Consider the following 10964-nt stretch of genomic DNA (forward strand, 5'->3'; position numbering starts at 1 on the left):
TTTTTACTTGTGATTACGGGGCTGAAGGTCTTTGCGGCGATAGATACCGAGCAGCAGTCCGACTAGTACCATTTGCTGGACGAAGGGGGTGATTCCATAGCTAATGAACGGCAAATTGACAGAGGTGAGAGGCACGAGACCGACAGTCATAAAGATCCCCCAGAAATAAGGGAGGAACAAGAGTGCCATCAATCCTGACATCAACAGAGCACCGTAAGGATCTTTCACCCGTTGTTTGGCTCGAAGCAGACGGTGAAAAAGCAGGATGCCCAGGAGTACGACGACGGAACCTGTCGCCAACCCAAAGTTATGTACCAAAAAGGTAAAAATAAAATCTGATTCGATGACGGGCACGGTGTCTAAGCGCGAACCAAAGCCATTTCCCCACAAACCGGCAGATGCTACTGTTTTCATCGATTGAATGATGGTATAGCCCGCACCATTGGGGTCGCTATAAGGGTCCAGATAGGCCAGCAAACGATTAAGGTGATAGGGCCTGATAGCCTGATACGCGATACAGCAGCCTGAAACAAAGAACAAACTTGCCAAGGAGAGTAACATCCGCTTTCTTGCCGGAGTAGAGAACAGGAGAACGAAGAATCCGACGGCATATACCAAAGCGGCAAACAGGTTGAGCGTCCCCAAGAGAAAGAAAGGGGGCAGAAAAAGCAAAAAAGTCCAGACAATCGTACGGCGCTTATTCCAATCCCAGTCAGTGAACATACCCGCCATGGCGACAACAAGTAAAAAGGGGCTGTGCACAGATATATTCAGCAGTGTAAAGCCCAGATCCAGATGGTAGACGCCATTCACCAAAGTTCCTCTGTAGCTGGTACAGAGCAGGAGAAGCATCGTTGAGAAGAAAAGAAGCTTGCTGTACCGTTTCAATCTCCTGTAATCGGTAAAGAGAATGCCAAGGAAGACAGCGACCCCTCCCAGTATCCCCGCTAGCTGCTTTGTAAACATTTCGCCACGATCTTGCGCGAGACTAAGGGAGTACATGGTTAGCAGACCGATCCCAATCAGAACGGTTACGATGGCGAGGATGCTCCATTCCATACGGGGTTTGTGTGCTTGGTGAAGATACCCTCCGACGGTAACAGGATCGCCCATCTCAGCAATGGCTTTTTCTACGGATTCTTCCTCACTGTATCCAAATGCCTGATAGTCTTCGATTTTTTCCGCCAAATGGTTTTCCAGCTCAAGGGCAATCGTATCGTGCACCTCTTTATTCGCAACCTGCTGACAAACCTGCCGTATGTACTCGGCGCACTTTTCACTGGTGCTCATGCATGTCCCTCCCCTATCACTTGCTCCACTGCTCTGCGGAAAGAGTACCATTCCTGCCTTTTTTCTTGCAAAAGTGTCTGCCCGTCTTTGGTAATCCGGTAGTATTTCCGTTTTCGTTCGCCCTCTCCGTCACTCCAATAGGATTCGACCATCCCTTTTGATTCCAATGTGTGAAGAATTGGATATAAGGTTCCTTCTTTTAAAGAAAGAATTCCGTCCGAGTTTCGTTCCATTTCTTTACTCATCTCGTAGCCGTACATAGGCTTGCGTTCCAGTAGAGTAAGGATCAGGATGACGGTACTGCCCTTCATCAATTCCTTGTTGATTTTCACAGTAACCTCCATTATCGATGTATTGTATATCTAGGTATGATGTTATAGGCGCCTTCAAACATTGTCAAGCGGAATAAAGCCCGGAACGCACTGGTTCCGAGCCTTTTCTTGTACCCCATCCGGAAACTTCTACGACGGCATAGGCGTAGGAGTAGGAGTAGGCTTCCCGTATCCTTCCTTGTAGGCGTTGTCGATGTACTCGCGAATTTCTTTGGTGGATTTGCCGGCTTCCTTAAGCTTGGAGGAAACGACGGCGATCTCCATGCATACGCCACAGCGTGTTGCGTGATCGTCCCAGACGATAGAGCCGTCCGGACGCTCTTCTTTGATAAAGCAGTTGCCGTTGTGCTGATGGCCCGCGCTTTCGCCGCAGCCGCAGTAGCAAGGGATGGATTTGAGCAGTTCGCGGTTGGCTGCAGCGATTTTGTAGGATTGCACGATGACAGGATCTTGATTGTCGAGAAATTTGGGCAATTGATCGGCAGAAGCGGTCATTTCCTGCAGATCGCCGTTTGGTGCGTGTTGTGTATGGCTGGCGTGCTCTTGGCCGGCTTGGTCGGAACTTCCGCAACCGGTCAGCAAAGCTGCCGTGATGAAGCTGATGGCGAGCCATGATTGACGTTTCATGTGGACAAACCTCCTCCCGCTCATTGTAACGTAAGGGAAAATAGAAGAGCAAACGGTTCCGAATACGGGAGAGCGTGACCATTTTCCTGTAGCGATGTGAATGCAGGCATAAATACGCCGATTAAATCGTAATAAATCCTATTTACTTTCCGGGCGTCTGTCCGTATAATGAGAAACGGAAAGCAAGTAAATCGGAATCGTTATGAATTGTATGGCGTGAGGAGCTGAAATACTGAATGAAGAAGAGACTGATGGCTTTGCTAAGTGTTGTCACAGCGGCGAGCCTCGCTGGCTGCGGAACCACACAGACGGCGAGCACTTCGTCTGGAGCTACTGGGGACAACACGGCGTCCAGGCCGCAAGTATATACGACGATCTACCCGCTCGAATATGCGGCCAAACGGATTGGCGGGGATTATGTGGAGGTTACCAACCTGATTCCGCCGGGCGTGGAGCCGCATGATTACGAGCCGACTGCCAAGGATATGGTCGCCCTGTCCAAGGCGGACGTGTTTGCCTATAACGGCAGCGGACTGGAGTTGTGGGTAGACAAAGCAGTAGAGAGCATGGACAAGAACAAGACGGCGGTCGTAAACGCGACCGAGGGCATGGACCTGCTCCAGGCTGCGGAAGGGGAGCATGAGGGAGAAGCGGAAGGCAAGACCGAGGAGCATGAACACGATCATGGCGGCCTCGATCCTCATGTTTGGCTCGATCCATCCAAGCTGAAGGAAGAGGCGGCGAAGATCAAAGACGCCCTGGTGCAAAAAGACAAGGCGCACGCAGCTGACTACGAGAAAAACTTCCAGCAGCTTTCGGCTGATCTGGATCAACTGGACAAAGAGTTCAAGGATATGGTCGCAGCCGCGTCCAAAAAGGAATTTATGGTATCGCACGCAGCCTTTGGCTATTTGGCTCATCGCTACGGGCTACAGCAGGTTCCCATCTCCGGCGTGAATCCGGCCGACGAGCCATCGCCGTCCGAATTGAAGCAATTGGTGGAGCATGTGAAAGAGCACCAGATTTCGTACATTTTGTTTGAGACGCTCGTCTCCCCGAAAGTGGCAGAGGTAATCGCCAAAGAAGCAGGCGTCCAGACCGCTACGCTCAACCCGCTGGAAGGCTTGACGGAGGACGATGTGAAAGCCGGGCGCGACTACTTGTCGATCATGCGCGATAATGCAAAGACGCTGCGTGCGGCATTGAAATAGACAGGGATAAGGAAGGTGTCGCTCTTTTCGGGGCGGCATCTTTGTGCAGATGGCGGTCAACGCAGGCGTGTTTCAACAGTTTTTGTCCCATGACTACTTGTGGCGTGGGCGAAAACGTAGTAGGATGAGAAGGATCAAATCAGAACAAATCCGATTTAAGGAATGATTGATTCATGGAACGGAAGATACCGGGAGAAGCCGTGGTAAAGCTCACGGACGTCTCCTTTCAATACGATGAAAAAGTGGTGCTTGACCAGGTGGCGTTCACCCTCGAACGGGGAGATTTCGTCGGCATCGTCGGCCCGAATGGCTCGGGAAAATCGACGCTGATGAAGCTGATCCTTGGGCTGCTGTCTCCCACCAAGGGAACGGTGGAGCTGTTCGGGCAGCCTTTGGGCAAATTCCGCGACTGGAGCCGAATCGGCTACGTCGCGCAGCAGGTGGCCCACGGTGCGGGCGGCTTTCCGGCAACGGTGCGGGAAGTGGTCGCTTCCGGTCTTGTCGGCAAGGTCGGTCTTTTCCGCTGGCTGAAAAGTCACCATCACGAAAAGGTGCGGGACGCCGTGGAGAGAGTGGGCCTGACAGCCAAGCTGGATCAACGGATCGGCAGCCTGTCCGGAGGCCAGCTGCAGCGCGTGTTTATTGCGCGGGCGTTGGTGGCGGAGCCGGAGCTGCTGATTTTGGACGAACCGACTGTCGGCGTGGATCAGGAGTCGATCGAGCAGTTTTACAGCTTGTTGCGCTCTTTGAAGGAAGAAAGCGGCTTGACCATGATGATCGTCAGCCACGACGTCGGCGTGATGACCCAGTGGGTAAACAAGGTCGCATGCGTCCAGAAAAACATCCACTTCCACGGAACTGCTCACGAGTTTGCCCACAATCACGAGCAAATTCTGGCGCAAATGTACGGAGATTCCGTAAAGCTGCTTTCTCACCACCATTAATGGTGTCGAACACGGAAAAAGAAGGAGTATGAACATGCTGGCTGATTGGTGGCAGTATGATTTTTTGCGGTATACCTTGTTTTCAGGGGTTTTGATTGGACTGATCTGTCCCATCCTGGGTACGTTCTTGATTGTGCGCCGTTTGTCGATGATGGCAGACGGCCTGTCCCACGTGACGCTCTCCGGCGTGGCGGCGGGAATGCTCGTCTCGAAGAAAGTCGCTTTTTTTGCCGCTGTGAACCCGCTGTTTTTCGGCATGCTGTTCGCCGTTGTCGGGTCGCTGTTCATCGAGCGGCTGCGCAAGGTGTACAAAGCGTATCAGGACCTCGCCATTCCCATCATTTTGTCAGGAGGCCTGGGCTTGTTCACCGTGCTCATCAGTGTGGCAGACGGCTTCACGACGGACTTGTACTCATACTTGTTCGGGAAAATTGTGACGGTCACCATCGAGGATTTGTATGCGCTCGTCGGCGTGGCAGTCGTGGTGCTGGGGACGGTCTTCCTGATTTACAAGGAGCTGTTCGCGGTATCGTTTGACGAAGAATTCGCCCGTGTATCCGGCGTAGCGAGACGGTCGATCAACCTGTGGTTTATGGTGCTCGTGGCGCTGACGATCGCCGCGTCTATGCGGATCGTCGGGGTGCTGTTGATTTCCGCCCTGATCACCCTTCCGGTGGCGGCCAGCCTGCAGATTGCGGGGAGCTTTCGCCAGACGATTTTCTTTTCCATTGTATTCGCAGAAATATCTGTTCTGAGCGGACTGTATTTTGCCTATCTGCTGGATTGGGCTTCTGGTGGTACAATTGTTTTAATGGCGGTATTGATTTTGCTTATTGTGCTGGGTGCGAAGAAACTGCGCAACACCATGCGTTGATTGCATAGTCAACCAAGTGATGACAAAAGGAAGGAGAGTTTGTCGATGAAAGTAGAGGAAGCGCTGCAGATTTTGAAGGATCACGGATTCAAATATACCGGCAAGCGGGAGGAGCTCATTCGCATCTGCGCGGCGGAAAAAAGATACCTTTCGGCCAAAGATATTATGGAGCGAATCAAGGCGCATTATCCTTCCCTCAGCTTTGATACGGTTTATCGCAATCTCTCCACTTTTGTGGAACTGGGGATTCTGGAGGAGACAGAGCTGGACGGCGAAGGCAAATTCCGCCTGGCCTGCTCGGCGGACGGCCATCACCACCATCACGTCATCTGTACGGAGTGCGGCAAGACGTCAGCGCTGCCAGGCTGTCCGATGAACATCATGTCGGTGGTTCCTGATGATTTTCAGGTAACTGGCCATAAATTCGAGGTGTACGGCACTTGCAAGGATTGCGTGGAGCATTCCAGTTGACATAACGGATTTAAGACAGCATTCGCGGGAGCAGCGGATGCTTTTTTTCTTGTCGGAAATTTTGGATGTCAAAGGCCGTGCCAGCACTAGTAAGATCGCGCGAAGCGGGAAGTACAGATCGACTCTGCGAAAATCGTCGGGGCGTTTTCCGGGCAAAAAGACGTGACCGCTTGCGGCCGAGAGAACCGTCCCTGACCGTTTTGCCTATAGAACCTCTCCGGGGAGGTTTTCTTATCGCAGCCCTGCAGGATTTGCTATAATGGGTGGGATATCATCGGTTTTTTCACGTAGCTTATATTTCATAAGGAGAGAAGGGACACGAGGATGATTCCCCGCTATATCGTAGACTTTGATTTGCGAGCGCTCCCGCAGAAAAAGACGAAGGTCGCCATCATCGGGGCCGGGATCGCCGGTCTGTACACGGCGCTGCAAGCAAGTGAATATGCAGATGTGGTTTTGATCAGCAAAAAAGGGCTGGACGACAGCAATACGCGCTGGGCCCAAGGGGGCATCGCAGCGGTGACTGCCAAATCCGACTCCCCTGCGCTGCACCGTCAGGACACCTTGATTGCCGGGGCGGGACTTTGCTCGTACGATGCGGTGGAAGTCCTGGTGAATGAAGGCCCGGATCGCCTGAAAGAACTGATTGCGTACGGAACGGAATTTGACAAGGATGAAACGGGGCAATACGAGCTGACCCAGGAAGGCGCCCACAGCAAGCGGCGCATCTTGCACGCCAACGGGGATGCGACAGGTGCGGAAATCGTAAGGGCCTTGTCTGCGCGGGTGTTGGAGCAGCCGAATATTACCGTGCTAGAAAATCATTTTGCCATCGATGTCGTGACGCAGGGGGATGAGTGCGTCGGGGTCATTGTGAGACAGCCGGATGGAGAGATCTTTTTCCTGGAGGCAGACGCGACGGTGCTGGCTACGGGCGGGGCCGGCCAGCTGTACCGCTACACGACCAATCCGGAGATCGCGACCGCTGACGGCATCGGCATCGCGTATCGGGCGGGAGCGCGGATCAAGGACGTGGAGTTCATCCAGTTCCACCCGACCGCTCTCTACTACCCCGGAGCGCCTCGCTTTCTGATCTCCGAGGCCGTACGGGGCGAAGGGGCGATCTTGCGGAACAGCAACGGCGAGCGGTTTATGGACAAGTATCATCCGCAAAAAGAGCTGGCCCCCCGCGACGTGGTAGCGCGCGCGATCGTCTCCGAGATGGAGAAGGCAAACTCCACGCATGTTTTCCTGGACATTACCCATGAATCTGCTGACAAGATCAAGCATCGCTTTCCCACGATCTACCAGTTTTGCCTGCAGTACGGCCTGGATATGGTGACGGACTGGATTCCTGTCGCCCCAGCCTGCCATTACATCATGGGCGGTGTCGAGACGGATTTGCACGGGGAGACGTCGACAAAAAGGCTTTTTGCCTGTGGCGAGGCGTCGTGCACAGGCGTACACGGAGCGAACCGCCTGGCCAGCAATTCCCTTTCCGAAGCGGTCGTGTTCGGGCACCGGATTGCCGAGCGCATCCGCCAGCTTCCGGCATTGCCGGTCATCGAGCCGCTCGTGGTCACCTCCCCGCAACGCCAGCTTTGCACGGCGGGTACGCGCGAACAGAGAGTGAAGCTGCAAAAGCTTATGCTTCGCTACGTCGGCGTCAAGCGGGATGAAAAGGGACTGCAAAAAGCGTTGGAAGAGCTGGAGCGTATGGCGGAAAACTACCAGGAGATTCCGGTGGAGCAGGAAGATTTCGAGTACCTGAATTTGCTTAGTGCGGCCGTGCTGACGACACGGGCGGCCCTCCTGCGCGAAGAAAGCCGGGGCGGGCATTACCGCAACGATTTCCCCGAGAAGGACGATTTAATTTGGCGCAAGCACCTGGTTCAGTCCATTCGTGGCGGCGTCGAAGAGGAGAGTGGCAAGAACAATGTGGAGTAAACGGGAGCTGCAGCAAAAAATAGAAGAATGGCTGCACGAGGATTTGGGCTTTGGCGATATTACGACGATGAGCACGATTCCGGAGAGCGAACAGGGAGTAGGGATACTCTATGCCAAGGAAGCGGGGATTGTAGCAGGTCTGCCTGTTGCGCAGCAAGTGTTTGCGACGGTGGACCCGGATCTCGTTTTCACCGCAAAAGTGGAAGAAGGCGCGCGCGTCGAATACGGCACGCAAATCGCCGAAGTCAGCGGGTCTGTCCGCTCGATTTTGAGCGGCGAGCGTCTGGCGCTCAATCTGTTGCAGCGTCTCTCCGCCATCGCGACGAAAACGAACGAATACGTGCGCGCGGTAGAAGGCACGAAGGCGCGGGTAGTCGATACGCGCAAGACGACGCCGGGCCTGCGCTTTCTGGAAAAGTACGCGGTTCGTGTCGGAGGCGGGCACAATCACCGTTTTGCCCTGTACGATGCGGTCATGATCAAGGACAACCACATCAAAGGCGCGGGCGGGATCGCACAGGCAGTGGCAGCAGCGCGGGCGGCCATTCCGCATACGATGACGGTGGAGGTCGAGGCCGAGACGCTGGAGCAGGTGCAGGAGGCGCTGGACGCAGGAGCCGACATCATCATGCTGGACAACATGTCAAATGAGCAAATGGTTGAGGCTGTGCAGTTGATTGGCGGAAGGGCAGTCGTGGAGGCATCCGGCGGAGTCAATCTGGAGACGATCGGCTCGATTGCCAGGACGGGCGTCGACATCATCTCCGTAGGGGCACTGACGCATTCGGTCAAGGCGTTTGACATCAGTCTCGATCTGAATACACGGAAGCGATAAGGGGCAAGCACAATGCTACTGGTGATAGACATCGGCAATTCCAATATCGTCATGGGGCTGTACCGCGGGGACGAGCTGCGCCATCATTGGCGGGTGGCGACAGATCGGAACAAGACCGAGGATGAATACGGCATGCTGGTCACGAGCCTGTTTCAGCACGGGGGGCTGGTGCTCGGGCAGGTGAGCGGCGTGATTATTTCCTCTGTCGTTCCGCCGCTGAACTTTACCATCGAGCGGATGTGCGAGAAATACTTGCAGCAAAAGCCTCTGCTTGTCGGCCCGGGAATCAGGACGGGTCTGAACATCAAGTACGAGTACCCGCGGGAAGTAGGGTCGGACCGGATCGTCAACGCCGTGGCAGCCATTCACCATTACGGTACGCCGCTCATTGTGGTCGACTTTGGGACGGCAACGACTTTTTGCTATGTGGACGAGCGCGGGCAATATTGGGGCGGAGCGATTGCGCCGGGGATCGGAATTTCCACCGAAGCCTTGGTGAGCCGCGCCGCCAAGCTGCCGCGCATCGAGATCGCCAAGCCGGCCAGCGTCGTAGGGCGCAATACGATTGCGGCCATGCAGTCGGGCATCTACTACGGCTTTGTCGGGCAGGTAGAGGGCATCGTTCGCCGGATCATCGCGGAGTACGGAACAGACCCCAAAGTGGTCGCGACAGGCGGACTGGCCGCTTTGGTAGCAAAGGAGACGTCGTGCATCCACGTGGTCGACCCGTATTTGACGCTAAAAGGACTGCGCCTGATTTACGAGCGGAATCAATAGGATGCGAATCCATAGGCAGAATCGTGCTGCTTCTTGTCTAGGGAAGCAGGAGAATGATAAAATCTGTGTATACAATGATGAAAACGTGACATAAAAATAAAGGAGCCGATGCCGTTGCAGCGGCATGGCCCCTGAGACAAGACGCTGTGGAACCCCACGGCGCGCATGTTAACAAACCAGCGAACTCACCGTCGGGCGGTCAACTCAGGCGGTGGGTTTTCGCTTGTTACACTTCCTCTTCCACCAGCGGAAAAGCTTCCTGCTGCTAAACCAGAGGCTTAGCAGAGTGGCTAATACTTTCAGGCAAAAGTAAAGCGCACCGAGCGTGACCATCAGCATCATCCCCTTTGCAGGAAGCTGCGCCGCGGTCATCCACCGCCATTCTTGTCTCATGAAAACTATACCATTTTTTGGGGGGTCCGAAAATATTCACCTTCCCGTGTATGGATCGGGTGCAGTTGTTCTTCTTAAGTCCATGCAGTCCATGCCGGTAAAATGGAAGGCAACCCAGAAACTTTCAGGCAGGGAGCGCGGAACGGGGGAGTATTTTCAGGTTTTGCAGGTAATGATAATCGCAAGTTCACCAGGAAATACGGCACGTCTGCAAGAAATTAAAGAGAACGTGATTTTTATCGTTGACAAGAGTAGTTCCACAAGATAAAATGGCTATTGTGTCTGACAGCGATGTGTTATCCAGTTAAACTTTTTCAGTGTCTTTGAAAAAGTTGTTGAATGTAACAGCAAAATCTGATAACATAGTAATTCCGTGAGGGAAACAACGCGGATCGCTTCGATCCTTAATCATACATGGATGGATGTCCGAGCGGCCGAAGGAGCACGATTGGAAATCGTGTAGGCGGTGTAGAACCGTCTCGTGGGTTCAAATCCCACTCCATCCGCCACAAACGCCTTTTTCTTACATAATACGGCCCGTTGGTGAAGCGGTTTAACACAGCAGCCTTTCACGCTGTCATACAGGGGTTCGAATCCCCTACGGGTCACCATCATATACCCCACAAAGTGAAGCGGATGCTTTGCAGCAACACCGAGTACTTTGCGGGGCCCCAACAACAGTTTGGGGAGTATGGAGGCTTAGCTCAGCTGGGAGAGCATCTGCCTTACAAGCAGAGGGTCGGCGGTTCGATCCCGTCAGCCTCCACCATAAAGTTGTCGCGGGATGGAGCAGCTCGGTAGCTCGTCGGGCTCATAACCCGAAGGTCGCAGGTTCAAATCCTGCTCCCGCAACCAAATTTCTCTCATCTATTATGGAGCTGTGGTGAAGCTGGAGTTCACGCCGGTCTGTCACACCGGAGGTCGCGGGTTCGAGTCCCGTCAGCTCCGCCATTTTACCCAAAAGGTACGATTGGCGAATTTTATAGTACGAGCCATTAGCTCAGTTGGTAGAGCATCTGACTTTTAATCAGAGGGTCGAAGGTTCGAGTCCTTCATGGCTCACCAGTTTTCACTTCCTGTATCGCGGGCGAAGCTTTGCGTGAAGGACTCCAAGTTGATATGCGGTCGTGGCGGAATTGGCAGACGCGCTAGATTCAGGTTCTAGTGGTGGCAACACCGTGGAGGTTCAAGTCCTCTCGACCGCACCAAAATTTCACTTTTTTATAAAGTATGCGGACGTAGCTCAATTGGTAGAGCGTCGCC

10 protein-coding genes and 7 tRNA genes are annotated in these 10964 nt (G+C 53.8%); 14 read left to right on the plus strand and 3 right to left on the minus strand.

Annotated features, from left to right (window positions below):
• Positions 1–3: 3 nt before the first annotated feature.
• The 3 genes from ACFSO0_RS09480 to ACFSO0_RS09490 all read right to left on the minus strand — a co-directional run bounded on the left by ACFSO0_RS09480 (position 4) and on the right by ACFSO0_RS09490 (position 2249).
• Complete coding sequence (locus ACFSO0_RS09480; RefSeq protein ID WP_376879319.1) at positions 4–1290, minus strand: FtsW/RodA/SpoVE family cell cycle protein; 1287 nt, start codon at positions 1288–1290, stop codon at positions 4–6.
• A complete protein-coding gene (locus ACFSO0_RS09485) occupies positions 1287–1622 on the minus strand; it encodes a PadR family transcriptional regulator (RefSeq protein WP_376879321.1) in 336 nt (111 codons plus the stop codon). The genes ACFSO0_RS09480 and ACFSO0_RS09485 overlap by 4 nt, the downstream gene beginning before the upstream one ends.
• A gap of 129 nt (positions 1623–1751) precedes the next feature.
• Complete coding sequence (locus ACFSO0_RS09490; RefSeq protein ID WP_376879323.1) at positions 1752–2249, minus strand: PCYCGC motif-containing (lipo)protein; 498 nt, start codon at positions 2247–2249, stop codon at positions 1752–1754.
• A gap of 236 nt (positions 2250–2485) precedes the next feature.
• Between ACFSO0_RS09490 and ACFSO0_RS09495 the strand changes: the two genes are divergently transcribed.
• The 14 genes from ACFSO0_RS09495 (at position 2486) to ACFSO0_RS09560 (ending at position 10909) form a co-directional block, all read left to right on the plus strand.
• Positions 2486–3460, plus strand: a complete 975-nt coding sequence (locus ACFSO0_RS09495) for a metal ABC transporter substrate-binding protein (RefSeq protein WP_376879325.1) — start codon at positions 2486–2488, stop codon at positions 3458–3460.
• A 173-nt stretch (positions 3461–3633) separates the two neighbouring features.
• Entirely contained in the window at positions 3634–4404 is a 771-nt protein-coding gene (locus ACFSO0_RS09500; protein WP_376879328.1) for a metal ABC transporter ATP-binding protein, read from the plus strand.
• A gap of 34 nt (positions 4405–4438) precedes the next feature.
• Complete coding sequence (locus ACFSO0_RS09505; protein ID WP_376879330.1) at positions 4439–5278, plus strand: metal ABC transporter permease; 840 nt, start codon at positions 4439–4441, stop codon at positions 5276–5278.
• Between the two features lie 45 nt (positions 5279–5323).
• On the plus strand, positions 5324–5749 hold the full coding sequence (locus ACFSO0_RS09510) for a Fur family transcriptional regulator (protein WP_376879333.1): 426 nt from the start codon (positions 5324–5326) through the stop codon (positions 5747–5749).
• A gap of 324 nt (positions 5750–6073) precedes the next feature.
• Positions 6074–7696: an L-aspartate oxidase gene (locus tag ACFSO0_RS09515; protein ID WP_376879335.1), complete on the plus strand. Its 1623-nt coding sequence runs from the start codon at positions 6074–6076 to the stop codon at positions 7694–7696.
• Positions 7686–8531 (plus strand): carboxylating nicotinate-nucleotide diphosphorylase, encoded by an 846-nt coding sequence (gene nadC, locus ACFSO0_RS09520; protein ID WP_376879337.1) that lies wholly within the window; start codon positions 7686–7688, stop codon positions 8529–8531. The genes ACFSO0_RS09515 and nadC overlap by 11 nt, the downstream gene beginning before the upstream one ends.
• Positions 8532–8543: 12 nt before the next feature.
• Positions 8544–9308 (plus strand): type III pantothenate kinase, encoded by a 765-nt coding sequence (locus tag ACFSO0_RS09525; protein WP_376879339.1) that lies wholly within the window; start codon positions 8544–8546, stop codon positions 9306–9308.
• A gap of 809 nt (positions 9309–10117) precedes the next feature.
• A tRNA-Ser gene (locus tag ACFSO0_RS09530) sits at positions 10118–10210 on the plus strand.
• A 25-nt stretch (positions 10211–10235) separates the two neighbouring features.
• Positions 10236–10312, plus strand: a tRNA-Glu gene (locus tag ACFSO0_RS09535).
• An 82-nt stretch (positions 10313–10394) separates the two neighbouring features.
• Positions 10395–10470 (plus strand) — tRNA-Val (locus ACFSO0_RS09540).
• Between the two features lie 9 nt (positions 10471–10479).
• A tRNA-Met gene (locus tag ACFSO0_RS09545) sits at positions 10480–10556 on the plus strand.
• A 19-nt stretch (positions 10557–10575) separates the two neighbouring features.
• Positions 10576–10652 (plus strand) — tRNA-Asp (locus ACFSO0_RS09550).
• Between the two features lie 38 nt (positions 10653–10690).
• A tRNA-Lys gene (locus ACFSO0_RS09555) sits at positions 10691–10766 on the plus strand.
• 56 nt (positions 10767–10822) lie between these two features.
• Positions 10823–10909, plus strand: a tRNA-Leu gene (locus tag ACFSO0_RS09560).
• Positions 10910–10964: the final 55 nt, after the last annotated feature.

The organism is Brevibacillus sp. GCM10020057, from assembly GCF_042683565.1.
In the GTDB taxonomy this organism is placed as follows: Bacteria; Bacillota; Bacilli; order Brevibacillales; family Brevibacillaceae; genus Brevibacillus.

Excerpts from the sequence above, each read along its gene's own strand:
- ACFSO0_RS09480 (WP_376879319.1), bottom strand. The coding sequence starts at position 1,290 with ATGAGCACCAGTGAAAAGTGCGCCGAGTACATACGGCAGGTTTGTCAG.
- ACFSO0_RS09490 (WP_376879323.1), bottom strand. The coding sequence starts at position 2,249 with ATGAAACGTCAATCATGGCTCGCCATCAGCTTCATCACGGCAGCTTTG.
- ACFSO0_RS09495 (WP_376879325.1), top strand. The coding sequence starts at position 2,486 with ATGAAGAAGAGACTGATGGCTTTGCTAAGTGTTGTCACAGCGGCGAGC.
- ACFSO0_RS09500 (WP_376879328.1), top strand. The coding sequence starts at position 3,634 with ATGGAACGGAAGATACCGGGAGAAGCCGTGGTAAAGCTCACGGACGTC.
- ACFSO0_RS09505 (WP_376879330.1), top strand. The coding sequence starts at position 4,439 with ATGCTGGCTGATTGGTGGCAGTATGATTTTTTGCGGTATACCTTGTTT.
- ACFSO0_RS09510 (WP_376879333.1), top strand. The coding sequence starts at position 5,324 with ATGAAAGTAGAGGAAGCGCTGCAGATTTTGAAGGATCACGGATTCAAA.
- ACFSO0_RS09515 (WP_376879335.1), top strand. The coding sequence starts at position 6,074 with ATGATTCCCCGCTATATCGTAGACTTTGATTTGCGAGCGCTCCCGCAG.
- nadC (WP_376879337.1), top strand. The coding sequence starts at position 7,686 with ATGTGGAGTAAACGGGAGCTGCAGCAAAAAATAGAAGAATGGCTGCAC.
- ACFSO0_RS09525 (WP_376879339.1), top strand. The coding sequence starts at position 8,544 with ATGCTACTGGTGATAGACATCGGCAATTCCAATATCGTCATGGGGCTG.